At 39.4% G+C, this 15307-nt stretch carries 16 protein-coding genes, 1 pseudogene and 1 riboswitch; of the genes and pseudogenes, 11 read left to right on the forward strand and 6 right to left on the reverse strand.

Annotated features, from left to right (window positions below; genetic code table 11):
* Nucleotides 1-154: 154 nt before the first annotated feature.
* Nucleotides 155-766: a DedA family protein gene (locus ATG70_RS20255; protein WP_098446240.1), complete on the forward strand. Its 612-nt coding sequence runs from the start codon at nt 155-157 to the stop codon at nt 764-766.
* A gap of 142 nt (nt 767-908) precedes the next feature.
* A pseudogene (locus ATG70_RS20260) lies at nt 909-1346 on the forward strand (peroxiredoxin-like family protein); the annotation flags it as partial.
* Nucleotides 1347-1420: 74 nt separating this feature from the next.
* Here ATG70_RS20260 and ATG70_RS20265 read toward each other — a convergent pair.
* Nucleotides 1421-2764, reverse strand: a complete 1344-nt coding sequence (locus tag ATG70_RS20265; protein WP_098446623.1) for a copper amine oxidase — start codon at nt 2762-2764, stop codon at nt 1421-1423.
* A 218-nt stretch (nt 2765-2982) separates the two neighbouring features.
* Between ATG70_RS20265 and ATG70_RS20270 the strand changes: the two genes are divergently transcribed.
* Nucleotides 2983-5088, forward strand: a complete 2106-nt coding sequence (locus ATG70_RS20270; protein WP_098446242.1) for a HelD family protein — start codon at nt 2983-2985, stop codon at nt 5086-5088.
* 131 nt (nt 5089-5219) lie between these two features.
* Nucleotides 5220-5306: riboswitch (cyclic di-GMP riboswitch) on the forward strand.
* 38 nt (nt 5307-5344) lie between these two features.
* Nucleotides 5345-6247, forward strand: coding sequence for an amidase (locus ATG70_RS20275; RefSeq protein WP_098446244.1), 903 nt, complete (start codon nt 5345-5347; stop codon nt 6245-6247).
* A gap of 44 nt (nt 6248-6291) precedes the next feature.
* Here ATG70_RS20275 and ATG70_RS20280 read toward each other — a convergent pair whose 3' ends face one another.
* Together ATG70_RS20280 and ytzI are read right to left on the reverse strand one after the other, a co-directional pair.
* Nucleotides 6292-6486 (reverse strand): YwbE family protein, encoded by a 195-nt coding sequence (locus ATG70_RS20280; protein ID WP_098446246.1) that lies wholly within the window; start codon nt 6484-6486, stop codon nt 6292-6294.
* The gene (ytzI, locus tag ATG70_RS20285) at nt 6464-6643 is read right to left on the reverse strand and encodes a YtzI protein (RefSeq protein WP_098446247.1); all 180 of its coding nucleotides are present in this window, start codon (nt 6641-6643) and stop codon (nt 6464-6466) included. The genes ATG70_RS20280 and ytzI overlap by 23 nt, the downstream gene beginning before the upstream one ends.
* 196 nt (nt 6644-6839) lie before the next feature.
* Here ytzI and ATG70_RS20290 point away from each other — a divergent pair, with 196 nt between their 5' ends.
* The 6 genes from ATG70_RS20290 to ATG70_RS20315 all read left to right on the forward strand — a co-directional run bounded on the left by ATG70_RS20290 (nt 6840) and on the right by ATG70_RS20315 (nt 11362).
* Nucleotides 6840-7178: a lmo0954 family membrane protein gene (locus ATG70_RS20290; protein WP_098446248.1), complete on the forward strand. Its 339-nt coding sequence runs from the start codon at nt 6840-6842 to the stop codon at nt 7176-7178.
* A gap of 18 nt (nt 7179-7196) precedes the next feature.
* Nucleotides 7197-7811: a PspA/IM30 family protein gene (locus tag ATG70_RS20295; protein WP_098446249.1), complete on the forward strand. Its 615-nt coding sequence runs from the start codon at nt 7197-7199 to the stop codon at nt 7809-7811.
* A gap of 110 nt (nt 7812-7921) precedes the next feature.
* Nucleotides 7922-8647: a cell wall-active antibiotics response protein LiaF gene (gene liaF, locus ATG70_RS20300; RefSeq protein ID WP_098446250.1), complete on the forward strand. Its 726-nt coding sequence runs from the start codon at nt 7922-7924 to the stop codon at nt 8645-8647.
* Nucleotides 8644-9675 (forward strand): sensor histidine kinase, encoded by a 1032-nt coding sequence (locus ATG70_RS20305; protein ID WP_098446251.1) that lies wholly within the window; start codon nt 8644-8646, stop codon nt 9673-9675. The genes liaF and ATG70_RS20305 overlap by 4 nt, the downstream gene beginning before the upstream one ends.
* Entirely contained in the window at nt 9668-10300 is a 633-nt protein-coding gene (locus ATG70_RS20310) for a response regulator (RefSeq protein WP_098446252.1), read from the forward strand. The genes ATG70_RS20305 and ATG70_RS20310 overlap by 8 nt, the downstream gene beginning before the upstream one ends.
* A 213-nt stretch (nt 10301-10513) precedes the next feature.
* Nucleotides 10514-11362 (forward strand): YitT family protein, encoded by an 849-nt coding sequence (locus tag ATG70_RS20315; protein WP_098446253.1) that lies wholly within the window; start codon nt 10514-10516, stop codon nt 11360-11362.
* Between the two features lie 41 nt (nt 11363-11403).
* Here the strand turns inward: ATG70_RS20315 and ATG70_RS20320 are convergent, their stop codons facing one another.
* Nucleotides 11404-12132 (reverse strand): TspO/MBR family protein, encoded by a 729-nt coding sequence (locus tag ATG70_RS20320; RefSeq protein ID WP_098446255.1) that lies wholly within the window; start codon nt 12130-12132, stop codon nt 11404-11406.
* Between the two features lie 122 nt (nt 12133-12254).
* Nucleotides 12255-13286 (reverse strand): NADP-dependent oxidoreductase, encoded by a 1032-nt coding sequence (locus ATG70_RS20325; RefSeq protein WP_098446256.1) that lies wholly within the window; start codon nt 13284-13286, stop codon nt 12255-12257.
* A 241-nt stretch (nt 13287-13527) separates the two neighbouring features.
* Between ATG70_RS20325 and ATG70_RS20330 the strand changes: the two genes are divergently transcribed.
* Nucleotides 13528-14250 (forward strand): YqjF family protein, encoded by a 723-nt coding sequence (locus tag ATG70_RS20330; RefSeq protein WP_098446258.1) that lies wholly within the window; start codon nt 13528-13530, stop codon nt 14248-14250.
* Nucleotides 14251-14268: 18 nt separating this feature from the next.
* On the opposite strand, the gene rarD is transcribed toward ATG70_RS20330, so the two are convergent.
* Nucleotides 14269-15210 carry an EamA family transporter RarD gene (gene rarD, locus ATG70_RS20335; RefSeq protein ID WP_098446259.1) on the reverse strand — a complete coding sequence of 314 codons (942 nt, stop codon included), beginning with the start codon at nt 15208-15210 and terminating at the stop codon, nt 14269-14271.
* Nucleotides 15211-15307: the final 97 nt, after the last annotated feature.

Raw genomic sequence — 15307 nt, forward strand, 5'->3', positions numbered from 1 at the left:
CAGATTTGATCATTTCCGCGGAAATATTTATCATATCCGCGAAATATAGATTAAAAATTCGATTGGAAGATTAAAACAAACTTATTTCGGTTTCGTACTTGGAGATCAGGGAATTGAATAGATAGTTTTAAATAGAGAGTAAAGGAGATCCAATATGTTGGAATTTCTGATTCAATTCCTGAAAGAGCTTGGCATCTGGGGTCTTTTAATTAGCAATGCGCTTGAAGCGTCATCTTTACCTTTCCCTGGTGGTATGATGACGTTAACGTATGGTTACTTATTAAATGCTTCCATTATTGAAATGGTCGGTTTTGCATTTCTGACAAGCGTAATCTATACCATTTTTAGTTTTATTCCTTATGGGATCGGTTTGAAAGTTAAGGATAAAGTAGAGAAAAAGCTTAAGAAGAAGAAAGTAGAACGTGTACAAAAGTGGTTTAGAAAGTGCGGATCATGGAGTATTGCGATTACACGCCCGCTTGGTGTAGGAAATTATGTGTCCTACGTATCTGGTATGAGTAAAGTAAAGGCATGGGTATTTGCCGTACTTACCTTTGTGGGGATCTTTCCTTGGACAATTGCGATGTTGTGGATCGGAAAGAATGGAAATATCAAATCAGTCCAAGCCATTTTTGGAAGTATTCAGAAATACGTCTTCTTAATCTTAATCGTGGCAGTTATTGGATTCATTGGGTATCACTACTATCAAAAAAGGTGTAAAATTGAACACAAGAAACAGGTAATCAACACAGATCAAACGTCATGACAAGTAAGGAGAGGTTACTATGGATCAATTAACTTATCAACTTGAAATTCCAGAAAGTAAAAATGTTACGCTTGCAGAGGTTATACATCATAAGAAATCAATGGTTGTATTTGTACGTCATCTTGGCTGACCCGTTTGTCGTGCTTATCTTACGCAGTTGCGTAAGCGCGTAAATGAGATTGAGAAGGAAGGCTTTCAAATTATAGCGATTGCTCCTTCTAATGCCACATATATCGGTCAGTTCACAGAAGCCTTCGGAGAGTTTCCTTTTGTTATTGCGGGAGACCCGAAAAGAGAAGCCTATCGAGGGATGGGTCACCATACAATGCCGAAGTGGAAATTACTTGGACAAGCAGCCATTGGGTTCATCACTCGTAAGATGGATGGATTTATCCCAAAAGAGCAAAAGAAGAAAGACTTTGTTCTTAAATCAATGAAAACTCAAGATGTTTATATACAAGGTGGGACATGGATTTATGATGATAGCGGGAAGCTAATTTGGCATCATATTGATCAGTCTCCGGAGGATCATGCAAAAATCGACTCTGTCATTGATGTGTTAAAAAAGTATAACGCATAGCAAAATCGCTTCTAACAATGTTAGAAGCGATTTTTTACGTATCAATTTATTTTAGGAGGAATATGATAGGTGGATTACTGATTAACGACTTTTCTACGAATAGCAAATGCTGATCCGGCTACAGCGAGGGAACCTACTGTAATCCAAAGAGCTGTTAGGTCAGATGACTGCTCACTCGCACCACCCATACCTGTCTTAGGCATATCACCAGGCATTGCTTCTCCAGCGAACTTATCTGGCATTTGTTTCACAATCGCACCACCTAGAGATTCACCTACACCAAACATGAAAGCATAACCTTCGCGGAATTGATCTGTGGATGCTTTAAAATCACCAGACATATATGATTCAAATGATCCGACAACTTGTTCTTCGTGAGCCATAAGTGCTTTAGTTGCTGCATCAGTTGGAAGGTTTTCTTCTGTTGCTGTTCCAAGGAAAGTACCGAAATTTTCAGGGAAAGTTGTTAAGAGACGTTCTTTAGCCATTTTCATCGTTTCTTCGTCTTCAGAAAGAGAGGCAACGACTAGATCAGCTTGTGCAGCGATATGATCTTCCTGCCAGATTTTTTCAAACTGAGCTGCACCTTCATCTCCGTAAATTGAACCGATTGCAGCTTTAAAGTCAGCGGTGTTTCTGTCTTCCGCCCAGTTTACAAAGTCGTAGTCTTCTGATTGATCATAACCTTTTTCAAGACCAATGGAAGAAAGAGCAAAGTGTTCAGACGCCAGACTGTTTAGCGTTGATCGTAAATCGGCAGCTGGTGTATCAGCTTTCGTGTTTTCGAATTTATCAGGCATCTGCGTTACGATCGCACTCGATAATGCTTTACTAATTGCAAACATATGCTTATGTCCTTCTCGGAATGTGGTATAAGCCTCTTCGTAATTTCCTTCCGTATATTCATCAAATGTTGTTAGAACTTGGTCTTCATGGACTTCTAAAACATCTGCAGCAGCGTCTTTTGGAAGATTTCCTTCAGTTGCCGTATCAAGGAAAGTGGAGAATTCATCAACAAATTCATCGACTTCTTTCTCAGCTTCTTTTCGAAGTTCTGCATCATCTTCTGTTGCCGCTTTTACGAAATCAGTAGAATAATCATTGTGCCCTCTAAAAATGTCATCAAATTGTTGCGCGGCTTCATCGCCATAAACAGATGCGATCGCTGGAGTCATATCAGCTGCGTTTTGATCGAGTGCTTCTGTCACTTCTTCAGCATCCTCAGTGCCATCATACGATTTCGTCATCGACGTAACAGCTAGTACAAAATGTTCGGATAAGAGTTGATCAAGTGTGGCTCGTAGATCGGCAGCTGGTGTGCTTACTGTTGGTTCTGGGTCAGCTGCACCTGCAACTGTTGGAAACAATAGGGTTAGCCCTAGAGCCGGAACCATTAATTTTTTAAATGCTTTTTTCATGTTCATTTTTTCTTCACGCTCCTCGTTTTTTTTCCGTTAATTTTGATTACATACAGCTAACGAGGTGAAAAAGAGTTTGGATCATTTTAAGAACTATTTTTTTAGAAAAGATCATATTTTTAAATTTTCCAAAAATAACTTGGTAGATAAACTGCACTTATGGTAGTATTAAACTTCTGTCTCAGTTAAAGACAAATCTCAGAAGGAGGTAACTGATCTTGGATCATAAAAATCAAAGTGCCTATCGAAAAGAGAAGCAGCAACTCGATCAAATTGCTGCCGAGATTACAAAACAACAAAAAACATTGGAAGGGTATCCCCGGTATTCAGGTGATAATGTAACCGAACAGGCTCTTGAAAGCATTCGTGAAGAAAATCGTCAATCACTTGCTATCGCTGCTAAAGAACCGTATTTTGCGAGAATGGATTTTCAAGAAGATGAGAAGTCATCACGCGCCTACTACATTGGGAAGGTTGGCGTAGCAGATGGTGATTCACAGGATTCTCTAGTCATTGATTGGCGAGCGCCTGTTGCAAGTATGTTCTATGCCTTTACTGGTCCAGAAGAAGATGTTTATTATTTGTCTCCAGATGGCGTGATTGAAGGGAATATCGAACTAAAAAGAAACATTGTGATTCGAGATAAAGAACTTCAGCGAGTGGTGGACACTTATGTAGAAGGAAGCGATGATTTAAGTGGATCAGATGAGTTTCTACTCTATCGCCTCAGTGAAAATAAAGACAATCGCCTTCGCGACATTGTTTCTACAATACAAGCAAAACAAAATGATATTATTCGTGCAGAACGATCGACACCCTTAATCATTCAAGGTGCAGCAGGAAGCGGTAAAACAACAGTTGCCTTGCATCGGTTAGCTTACTTGTTGTACGAGTATCGAGATACGATACAAGCAGGAAGAATGATTATTTTTGCACCGAACCGTATGTTTCTTGACTATATTTCTGGTGTTCTTCCTGAGTTAGGGGTAGGAGGAATTCAACAATCGACTTTTACTGATTGGACATTAAGCATGATTGAGGAAAAAGTGAAATTAGATGCTACAGAAGACGACCTTCAAAAATGGTTCGCGAGAGAGCGGCCAGATATGAACTTAGCTGGGGGAAGGGTGAAAGGATCGATTCTTTTCAAAGACTGGATCGACAAAGCCCTATTCTTTTATAGCCAATCCGTAGGACCAGAAGGAGACTTCATTCCATTTGAAGGAAGTAAGCTGCCTGAAGTTAAAATTCAGCAGTGGCTAGAAGATCTCTCCGCATATCCTGTTGGACGAAAGCGTGATATGATCATGAATCGCTTTAAGGTCTGGATCAAAGATGAGATTAAGTCAATTGATGGGAGTCATTTACAAAAAGAGTATCGTAAAGTTGCGAATACACAGCTAAACCTATATTTTAAAAGATGGCCGAAGCAAACAGCGCTTTCTTTTTATAAGGAATTGTTTCAGGCAAATCCTCCAGAGTATGTTCCTAAAACAAAACGAACGCAACTATTAGATGAAGGAATAATATCAGGAACATCTAAGCTATTAAAAAAGAAGAAAGTATCCCCATCTGACCTTGCTCCTCTTCTCTATATTCAATTTAAATTAAACGGCGTGCATAAAGACGATGTTTTTCAACACATTGTGATAGATGAGGCGCAGGACTTTTCCCCTTTTCAATTAGCTTTATTGATGGCAGTGAATCGATCGCAATCGTTTACGATTCTAGGCGATCTAGCTCAGGGTATTCATGCCTATAAAGGGATTCATCAATGGCAGGAATTCAAAGACCTCTTTCAGAAAAACGAGCTGTATATCGAATTAGAACAAAGCTATCGCTCTACATTAGAAATTATTGAATTTGCAAATGAAATTATTGCGCATGCTAACATACCTGTTCAACCTGCAGTCCCTGTATTTCGTAGTGGAGAGAGTGTTACCGTTCGTAAAATAGAGAAAGAAAGTTTATTCGATCGCTTGTTTGACACAGCTCAGGAAATGAAAAGTCGAGGGATGAAAACGATTGCCATTGTTGGAAGAACTGAAGAAGAATGTGAGCAGTTGTATCAAAAGTTTGCTAAGGAGAAAGATGTCAATCTTCTTACAAAAGAAGATCGCTCATATGAAGGCGACATTTCCATAGTACCGATCTATCTAACAAAGGGTTTAGAATTCGATGGGGTTATCATAGCAAATGCGAATGAAGGAAATTACGGATCCAATGTGGAAGATGCAAAACTATTATATGTGGGTTGTACGCGAGCATTGCACGAGCTCAAACTGTTTTATACAGAGGTTCCTTCAACGTTGTTACCAAGTTAATCAAACGTTTGTTTAAGAAATAAGAGGCGGCATTCTTGAAGAATTAGCTGCACAGTATGATTTAATATGCGATAAAATTTAGCTAAACTCTCACGATCTCTCTACCGATAATAAAAGTAGTTGGAAGATAAAACTGAAAAAGGCATACCTATTGAAAAGTAGGGAGGCAAAGTTTTGGGGCTGCCCGCCATGTTGCGAATGGTTGCCAGACTGCCAGGGGTTGAGCTCTGGGTTCAGAAAAAAGGAGAGCATACATGTGAAAAAGGTACCTGTTGCTGTTGTTATTCTCTTTTTTGTACTGAGCGATTTTGTACAATCTATTGTATTGCCCGATGGGAGAGCTGAGGCGATCGAAATGGACAAATCCCTTGCTACATGGATTTGGAACACAAGGGACATTGAAACAAAACCTGAAGAAATCCTTCAATTTATGGAAAAACAACAAGTTAGTGATGCGTATTTACAAATCAACCGATCCATTATAGCATCCTCATATCACACATTTATCGAACGAGCGACTGCTAGAGGGATACGTGTCCATGCGCTTGATGGAGCACCAAACTGGGCTACGCTTAAAGGTGCTACATATCAAGCGAATTTATTTAATTGGTTGAAAGCATATCAGGCCACTGCATCAGAGCTCCAAAAATTTAGCGGTGTTCACCTAGATATTGAGCCATATCTCCATTCTGGATGGACAAACAACTATCAGAATACAATCGCTTTTTATCAGGATCGATTAACAGATGGAAAAGCACGAGCCAAAGAGCTCGGTCTATCATTTGGAGTAGACACACCGTTCTGGTTTGATGAACAAACGTATCAAAATCGATATGGAAAAGGGAATTTGGCTGAATGGATTATTCAAATAGCTGATGTGACGACATTGATGGCTTATCGAGATCGTGCTGATGGAGGGAATGGGATTATTGCGCTTGTTCGTAATGAAATAGCATTCGCTGAACAGTATGATAAAAAAATTTCTATCGGTGTAGAGACGGGAGAAACGTCAGAAGCTTCCTACATTACATTTTTTGAAGAAGGAGAAGCCAAAATGACTGAAGAGCTTCTCATAGTGAAAACAGCGTATGAAAATTCAACAGCTGTAGAAGGTTTTTCTATTCATTATCTCGATAGTTGGATGGCGTTAAAACCATAGGAAAGTGAAAACCCCCGGGAATTGTCCGGGGGTTTTTCTATTTATTATGACAAAATTTCTTTTACACGACCAACTTGTCCATCTTCAAGACGTACCTTAATACCGTGTGGGTGAGTTGGAGACTTTGTTAAAATATCTTTCACAATTCCACGTGTTGTTTTACCTGATCGCTGATCTTGTTTCAAGACGATATCAACGGTTTTCCCAGGTGCTATATTACTCCGATTCTGTCCGTTCATGTTTACCCTCTTCCTCTGTCGTTTTGTGCCGATGCTCCTCTGGCAACGGATCGACAGTATGTTTGACGCTGTATCCTTTTGATACAGCTATTCCAAAAGCAGCGGCAATGACAATTGTCATAATGATTACAACGATAATTGTAACAATAATAACCATTCCCGAACTCCTTTCCGTGATGTCTGATTTCACTTTACCATGATTTGCTCGGTTAAGATAGAACAGGCACTAACCATATAAGTGACACTATCTATCATCTAACTAGGACTCAGGTCTTATGCAAAGATATAGCTCTAGCTCATTATGAAAGCTAATGCAAGAAAGTAGAATAAAAATATGAAAGGAGGCGATTATGATGAAGAAAGCAGGTTTGTTATTAGTAGGGGTTATTGCTGCAGTTGTCTTACTATCGAACCTTGGATCGTTAGTAGGAATGATCATCAGCCTCGGTATCTTATACGTAGCTGCTAAGAAATTCCTTCAAACGGATTCAACATCAGGAAAGGTCATTTGGGGAATCATAGGGTTCATTGCTTTAAGCACGGCTGTAGCAAATATGCCAGCGATTCTTGGGCTTGTAGCAATCTACATCCTCTATGTTATTTATAAGAAGTGGGATGAACAAGATAAAGAAGAATCCGATGATCCGTTCACCAATTTTGAGAAGCAGTGGGATGAACTTAAACGAAACTAATAAAGGGGAGAAAATATTATGGCGAAATTACTTACACGCATCAAAAATTCGATCGAAGCTGATTTTCATAGTATTCTTGATCAAAAAGAACAAAAAAATCCAATTTCAATGTTAAATCACTATCTAAGAATGTGTGAACGGGAAGTGGAAAAGGCAGGGAAACTGGTTGAGCGACAATCAACGCTATTAGGTGAGTTTAGAAGAGAACTTGATAAGGCAAGACGAAATGCAGAGAAGCGTGCAGGACAAGCTGTGCTAGCTAGTGAAGCTGGTGAAACAGATTTGTACGAGTTTGCTAAACAGGAGCAGGTTCAGTACGAAGAACGAGCAGATCGGTTATCGGAATCAATGGATAAAGCAGGACTTGAACTTAAACGACTCGAACAAAAACATGAGAAGATGAAACATAAGCTAAAAGATATGTCGCTTAAACGAATGGAATTAATGGGTAAAGAGAATAGCATAAGAGCCCATCACAAAATGGACGTGATTCTTGAAGAGAGTCATCTTAACGAACCATTTAATCGATTTGATGAGATGGAGACGTATATTGATCATTTAGAGAAAAAGGTGAATCGAGATTACTATGTTTCGAGCATGGACGTTCGATTTCACGATTTAGAAAAAAAGTAAAAACGCAAGAAACTCATTAAAATCTTAAAAGAAATAATGGTATTCTAAAAGAGGCGCTTGCGCCTTTTTTAGTGATGAGTCGGATCAGACGGAAGCAAGGAGGTACACCGATGTGGAAGAATTTAAATAGTGACACGGTTAAAGGGCTTTTAATTATTGGAGTCATTCTAATACTGCTAGAAGTTTCTTTAAATGGTGGCCTTCTATTCTTATTAATTGTATCCGGTGTATTGATTTATATGGGAAGGAAACGTTTGCCACGAACTTCCGGAAAGGTATTTCTGGGAGGGGGTATTTTCTTTTTTGTTACGACGGTAATGAATATGGTCGTCGTAAAGTTTTTTCTTCTTGTATTGTTAGTATACCTTGGGTTTCAACTCTATCAGTCAAAACAAAAACCTAAAAAAATCTGTCCTGTTTTAGAAAAACCTGCACATGTGAAAGAAGGTCTTGTTCATCAGGAGCCGATTTTTCAAAATAGATGGGTTGGAAAACAAAGGACACATGAACATGTGTATGAATGGAACGATGTGAACATCCAGGCTGGTTTTGGAGAAACAGTCATTGATTTAAGCTATACTGTTCTTCCGAAAGGCGAATCAATAATTATGATTCGTAACATTGTGGGCAACATCCAGGTGCTTGTGCCGTATGAACTTGAAGTAAGTATTCAACATTCATCTATGTTCGGATCATCCACAATCTTCCATCATGAAGAGCCAGGTATGTTTAATAAAGTGCTTTCTTACAAAACGAATGGCTATGAGGAAGCTTCTGAGAAAGTGAAGCTTGTAACCTCCATGTTTGCAGGGGATTTAGAGGTGAAGCGCGTATGAATGTGATACAGCGTCATATGTTCATTGGTGCGTTGCTCTCTCTATTGCTGCTTTTCCTCTTCACTGTCGCTTACTTATCCGTCTATCCAATCGCCTCCTTCTCTCTATTGTTTGAAAAGGATTTAATGGATTTACCGTTTGGGTTAATTGTTCCAATTATTACAATTATACTTGGAGGAGTTGCTGGAGGAATATCAGGATTTTACGTTAGTAAAGAGCTTCAATATGTGGCTGATACGCTTCAAGAACTTGATAAAGGACGCACGATACATAATAAAAACAGCACAGTTCTAAATGGCGTTTTTGAACAGATTAGCAAGCTGCAAAATCGGATAAATGAGCAGGTGAGATTAGCTCAAAAGCTAGCGAATGAAAAAGCAGAAGATCATGAGAAGCGTGTCCAACAAGTTGTGTCAGAAGAGCGCAATCGTCTTGCGAGAGAACTACACGACTCAGTTAGCCAACAGCTTTTCGCTGCTTCAATGCTCATGAGTACCATCACAGAGAAGCGTGAGGAAGCAGATGATTTAGAAACAAAGCATCTTAAAATGGTTGAGGAAACCATTCATCAATCTCAGTTAGAAATGCGCGCCCTTTTGCTTCATCTTAGACCAGCCGCTTTAAAGGACCGTTCCCTTGAAGAAGGAATAAAGGAACTTCTAACCGAATTGTCACAAAAGGTTCCAATTAATGTGAGTTGGAAACTTGAAACTCTCGAACTAGAGAAAGGTGTGGAAGACCACCTTTTTCGTATTTTACAAGAATGTGTTTCCAACACGTTGCGACATGCGAAAGCATCAACACTTGATGTTCTTCTTATTCGGCGTGAGGGGCGAACAATTTTAAGAATTGTTGATGATGGTATCGGATTTAAGATGGATGAGAAGAAAGCTACCTCATATGGTCTACAAAATATGCATGAACGAGCATTAGAAATTGGAGGCGTTCTTAAGTTAGTCAGCTTGCCACAAAAGGGGACAAGACTAGAGGTGAGCGTACCAAACGTTGGAGGGGAACGAAATGATTAAGGTGTTGTTTGTTGATGATCATGAAATGGTGCGAATCGGGGTATCGTCTTATTTGTCAGCTCAAGCAGATATTACCGTTGTTGGAGAAGCAGACAATGGAAAGAAAGGTGTAGAACTGGCTCTTTCACTTCGGCCTGATATTATTCTCATGGACCTTGTAATGGAAGAGATGGATGGTATTGAAGCAACGAAGCACATTATTGAAGAGTGGCCTGAAGCAAAGATTATTATTGTCACAAGCTTCATTGATGATGAGAAAGTGTATCCGGCACTTGAAGCTGGGGCTACAAGTTACATGCTAAAAACATCAAAAGCTGTGGAAATTGCGAATGCCGTTCGAAAAACTTATCATGGAGAATCTGTGCTTGAACCTGAAGTGACTGGGAAGATGATGTCACGCATGCGTAGCCGGGTTCAAACGCTACCTCATGAAGAGTTAACGGAAAGAGAAATGGAAATACTCTTATTAATGGCTCAGGGTAAAGCAAACCAAACAATCGCAGATGAATGTTTTATTGCTCTTAAAACCGTGAAAGTTCATGTAAGTAATATCCTTGGTAAACTTGAGGTCCAGGATCGAACTCAGGCTGTTATTTACGCATTTAAACACAACCTTGTGAACTGATGAAAAGAAACAAACCACCAGCACCGAAAATTAAGAAAATTCTTGTATATCACTGTCGAAATAAGTTGATATCATAGTACTAAAAGCCTATTTATCTATTGTAACCGCTTCAATTAAAAATCTTAGGTTTAGGTTGTTTACAAAGCATTAAATCCCTATTATAATCCCGATTGTGCTTACGAAACGAAAACAAAACAACGGGAGGGATAATAGATGCTTCATCACATCAAAACTTATCTGCTAATTACTTTGGGTGCGCTCGGTGTTGCTACCCACGTTCATTTCTTCCTATCTCCTAATAGTCTTGCAACAGGGGGAGTCAGTGGTTTGTCGATTCTGATGAACCATCTTGTCCCAAACCTGTCAGTCGGAATGTTTATGATTATTTTGAACGCAGTTCTTTTGTTAGTTGGAATTCTTTTTCTCGGACCTAAATTCGGTGTTAAAACGATCTATGCAAGCTTTGCGTTATCACTTGCTGTATGGGCATTTGAGCGCTTTATCCCAGTGACTGAGCCATTTAGTCAGGATATCTTAATTCAATTGATCATTGGACAGTGTATTGCTGCAGCTGGCATGGGACTTGTCTTTCATCAGAAAGCTTCTACTGGCGGTACGGATATCATTGCGATGATTCTCAATAAATTCTTCTCAATGGAAGTTGGGAAAGCCGTTCTGGTTTCAGACATTTCAATTGCCCTATTCTCAGTCGTCTTATTTGGACCTGAAATCGGAATGTATGCAATATTTGGTGTCATACTAAACGGCTTAGTGATTGATTATACGCTTCAAAGCTTTGAAGCAAAGAAAGAGATTGTAATCATTAGTAAAGAGAGTGAAGAAATTCGTTCCTTTATTGTTGAAGTAATTGGGAAAGGCGCTACAATTCACACAGCAAGAGGCGCATTTACTTCAGATGAAAAAGAAGTGATTACAACGATTCTTGGAAGAAAAGATCTTCTAAAACTGAAAAAGCACGTTGGTGCGGTTGATCAAAAAGCCTTTATAACTGTTCATAGTATGAAGGAAATTCTTGGTCAGGACTTTAAATCACTTGCTTAATTGATAAAAGCCTCGTTTCCTTTTGGAAACGAGGCTTTTATTTAGCGTTTATTTTTAATAGCATACACAATAGTGACGATGAAGATCAGTGCAGCAAGAAAGTAGGATGAAAAGACGACCAGCGGAACGTCTCCATTTTGATTTTTTACACCAATTCCAATAAAGGCCCATACAAATACGAGCGGATAAACCCAATCTTGCTCTTTCTTTAGGAAAGTAAGCGCCAATATTGTGGCGATAATTAATAGAAGGATAGTCCATAACGAATCAGATAAGCCGAAACCATCCCAGTCGATATAGGTTAGATAATAACTAATATTTGCGATTGTCGCTACGCTAATCCACCCAAGATATACGGAAAAAGGGAGTAAGTCAAAGAAGGATGCGTCTGCTGATTTTGCTTTCGTGTATAGTCTGATGAGAGTTAAGAGTAAAAGAAGCATAACAATAACAGATAGTCCGAAGAATTCATAATGCCATAGGAAAATCCATAGACTATTTAGGATGGAGCTTAATACAAATAGTCCGCTCGTTTCCTGATAGACTGGCAGATCGCGACGACTTTTAGGGAATTGGCGGATAACCCATATCCCTAATAAAAGATAAATTAGTCCCCAAATACTAAACACATAACCAGCAGGTGTAAACAATACATTTAGTCTATTTGAAATTTCTCCAGTCGTTTGTCCATTTAGTGGAAGTGCATTAGCTAGCCCGTTTACCGTTACGACGATCAAGTATGCAATAAGGTTAAGAAGAAATTTACCCATAAGAACCTCCTCGTTATAGTCTATAGTACATACTATTCCTTCTCGACATTAAAGATAACCGCCTTTTTATGAGCAAGAGCACATACAAAAACCTGCTCCAGGTAAGGAGCAGGTGAGTTTGTTTAGCGATTAGGAAGTGTAGCATATTCTGGATCTGCCACTTTAACAAGTTGTTTACCAAGGTTTTTACCTTCAAAAAGGCCAAGGAATGCATTTGGAACGTTTTCGAATCCTTCTACGATCGTTTCTTCGTATTTTAATTTGCCTTCTTGTAGCCATTTACCAAGTTGTTCAGCACCTTCATTAAAACGATCAGAATAGTCGCCAACAACAAAGCCTTTCATGAGAGAACTTGTTTGAATTAGTTTACCTTGAACGCGTGGACCAAGATCTGCTTCTTTATTATTGTAAGAAGAGATAGCGCCACATACAGGGATGCGAGCAAATTTGTTTAGTAAGCTAATAGCGGCATCGCCAATTTCGCCACCAACGTTCTCATAATATACGTCAATGCCGTCTGGACAAGCGTCTTTTAATGCTTGATAGACGTCCTGTGTTTTGTAATTAATGCCTTCATCAAAGCCAAGCTCGTTTTTAATATAATCGATCTTGTCATCAGACCCAGCAATTCCAACCACACGGCAGCCTTTAATTTTAGCGATTTGACCAACTACAGAGCCTACTGCTCCAGCAGCGCCTGAGACGACTACTGTTTCGCCCTCTTTAGGTTGACCGATGTCTAAAAGTCCGAAATAAGCCGTTTGACCTGGCATGCCGAGAATTCCAAGGTGCGTGGTAATTGGTGCAACACTTGGGTCGATTTTGCGAAGGTGTTTTTCGTTAACTACTGAATATTCTTCCCAGTTCAAGTGCCCGATAACGACGTCACCTTGATTAAAGTGTGATGATTTAGATTCTGCTACTTCAGCTACAACACCACCATTTAATGGTTCATTTACTTGGAATGGTGCTACGTATGATTTTGCATCTCTCATACGACCTCTCATGTAAGGGTCTACTGTAAGGTATAGTGCACGCAGAAGAACTTCTCCATCTTTCGGGGATGGAATATCCGCTTCAACAATGTTGAAGTGTTCCATTGAAGGCATACCTTCTGGTCGTTTTGCTAGATGAATTTGTCTTTGTTTACTCATTCATAATCCCTCCATTATATGATTGATGCTTCATTCATTTCCTATCTAAGCTGTTCCACTTAAACGGTACCATAAAACATTACAGTTCATCAAAACATTCGCATTCTAAATATGGAAAGTGTTATTTGTTAGGTTACCCAGGATAGAGGGGGATATTTAGTTGAGAGCACATTCAAATGGTGCTATTTTTGAAAAAAATCCTCGCAATTGGTTATGATACTTGTGAGAGGAGGAGAGGCAATTGAGTCAAAAATTAACCGGATGGATCATGAAGCAAACTTGGGTGGACCTCTTATTCTTGCACTGGTCCGTTGATCCCTCCTGGCTTCAATCAATGCTTCCACCTCAATTAGAAGTTGATACGTTTAATGGAAAAGCATGGATAGGGATCGTTCCATTTGAAATGGCCCATATTCGGTTTAGAGGATTGCCTTCGGTTCCATTTGCTTCAAGACTACTTGAATTAAATGTACGAACGTATGTGAAATATGGTGAAAAGCGTGGAGTATATTTCTTTAGCCTTGATGCTAGTCATAAAGCAGGTGTCGCGATTGCTAGAAATCTTTTTCACCTTCCATACTTTCACGCAAAGATGGGTAAAAAAAGCGATGGAAACCAAATTAGTTTCTGGTCATCACGAACCAATAAAGATGCTAAACAAGCCGATTATCACATTATTTACGAACCAGTAGGTGATACCTTCGAGACAACAGAAGGAAATCTTGATTACTGGCTGACAGAAAGAGATCGGCTTTTTATCGTACGTGAAAACAACGTTTATCAGGGTGAAATTAGGCATGATAAGTGGCCGCTCCAAAAAGTAGACGTGGCTGTTCTCCGAGATACACTCTCTCAGTCGTATTACTATCATGATTCTTACATCACTCATTTTTCTAGATCTGTGACAACTTATTTGTGGCCATTTGAAAAGATAACAAAAACAACAAGCTCCTCTTCGAAGTGAAGCGGGCTTGTTGTCTTGCTAAGATTCTAGTGAATGTTTTCTTTGAAAGAAGGGTGGTTCAATTCTACGGAATAGTTTCGTACGGGCAAAACTGAAAAGTATGAGCGCTGCCCAGATTAACGTAAAGCTGACGACGTGTACAGAAGTGAATGATTCATCATAAAGAAATACACCTTGTACAAGCATTAGCGTGGGAGCGATGTATTGTAAAAAGCCAATCATGGAAAGAGAGATGCGATTAGCGCCACTTGCAAATAGAAGGAGTGGGACAGCCGTTACGATTCCTGCACCAAGCAATAGACTGAAAATAACTGAATCCTGAATATATAAAGCATCCGCAACGCTAGAGCGCACTGTCATTAAATAGATTAATGCAAACGGCGTGATGAGTAGTGTTTCAATGGTAAGTCCCGTTAGAGCACCAAGTCTTGCTTTCTTTTTCAATAAGCCATATAAACCAAAGCTCATCGCGAGAATAAGAGAAACCCACGGTATTTCCCCAAAACGAAAAACGAGATTTAATACGCCAATTGTCGCAAGCAAGAAAGAAATCAGCTGCCAGAATGACAGTCTTTCTTTTAAGAATAGAATTCCAAGAAGAACGCTAATTAATGGGTTGATGTAATATCCAAGACTTGTTTGAATCACGTGATCGTGATTAACCGCCCAAATGAACGCAAACCAATTAATTGTAATAAATAAAGAAGCAAAGGCAATAGCCATTAGCTTTTTAGGCTGGCGAAAGATGGCGTACAGTTCACCTTTAAAAGAAGAGATTTTCCTCAGCAGAGCTAGAATGATTAACATAAAAACAAATGACCAGATGATACGGTGAGCGAGTACTTCTTCAGATGGCACGCTCCCGACTAGCTTCCAATATAGAGGAAGAACCCCCCATAAGAAGTAGGCGCCTGCACCGGAAAGTATACCGATTGTTTGTTCATTATCTAAGTTCTTCATATACGAATCCTCGTTTCAATAGTGTCACTCTTACCAGTTTAGCTTCCTTTCCAAATCATTACAATGAAAAAGAGTTTGAATAGTAACATACATTGTG

This window comes from Bacillus sp. es.036 (genome assembly GCF_002563635.1).
In the GTDB taxonomy this organism is placed as follows: domain Bacteria; phylum Bacillota; class Bacilli; order Bacillales; family Guptibacillaceae; genus Guptibacillus.

What these genes read in the sequence shown, in the direction of transcription:
- ytzI (WP_098446247.1), bottom strand. Translation starts at nt 6,643, where the DNA reads ATGGTTATTATTGTTACAATTATCGTTGTAATCATTATGACAATTGTC.
- ATG70_RS20315 (WP_098446253.1), top strand. Translation starts at nt 10,514, where the DNA reads ATGCTTCATCACATCAAAACTTATCTGCTAATTACTTTGGGTGCGCTC.
- rarD (WP_098446259.1), bottom strand. Translation starts at nt 15,210, where the DNA reads ATGAAGAACTTAGATAATGAACAAACAATCGGTATACTTTCCGGTGCA.
- ATG70_RS20255 (WP_098446240.1), top strand. Translation starts at nt 155, where the DNA reads ATGTTGGAATTTCTGATTCAATTCCTGAAAGAGCTTGGCATCTGGGGT.
- ATG70_RS20305 (WP_098446251.1), top strand. Translation starts at nt 8,644, where the DNA reads ATGAATGTGATACAGCGTCATATGTTCATTGGTGCGTTGCTCTCTCTA.
- ATG70_RS20295 (WP_098446249.1), top strand. Translation starts at nt 7,197, where the DNA reads ATGGCGAAATTACTTACACGCATCAAAAATTCGATCGAAGCTGATTTT.
- ATG70_RS20325 (WP_098446256.1), bottom strand. Translation starts at nt 13,286, where the DNA reads ATGAGTAAACAAAGACAAATTCATCTAGCAAAACGACCAGAAGGTATG.
- ATG70_RS20280 (WP_098446246.1), bottom strand. Translation starts at nt 6,486, where the DNA reads ATGAACGGACAGAATCGGAGTAATATAGCACCTGGGAAAACCGTTGAT.
- ATG70_RS20320 (WP_098446255.1), bottom strand. Translation starts at nt 12,132, where the DNA reads ATGGGTAAATTTCTTCTTAACCTTATTGCATACTTGATCGTCGTAACG.
- ATG70_RS20290 (WP_098446248.1), top strand. Translation starts at nt 6,840, where the DNA reads ATGAAGAAAGCAGGTTTGTTATTAGTAGGGGTTATTGCTGCAGTTGTC.
- liaF (WP_098446250.1), top strand. Translation starts at nt 7,922, where the DNA reads ATGTGGAAGAATTTAAATAGTGACACGGTTAAAGGGCTTTTAATTATT.
- ATG70_RS20310 (WP_098446252.1), top strand. Translation starts at nt 9,668, where the DNA reads ATGATTAAGGTGTTGTTTGTTGATGATCATGAAATGGTGCGAATCGGG.
- ATG70_RS20265 (WP_098446623.1), bottom strand. Translation starts at nt 2,764, where the DNA reads ATGAAAAAAGCATTTAAAAAATTAATGGTTCCGGCTCTAGGGCTAACC.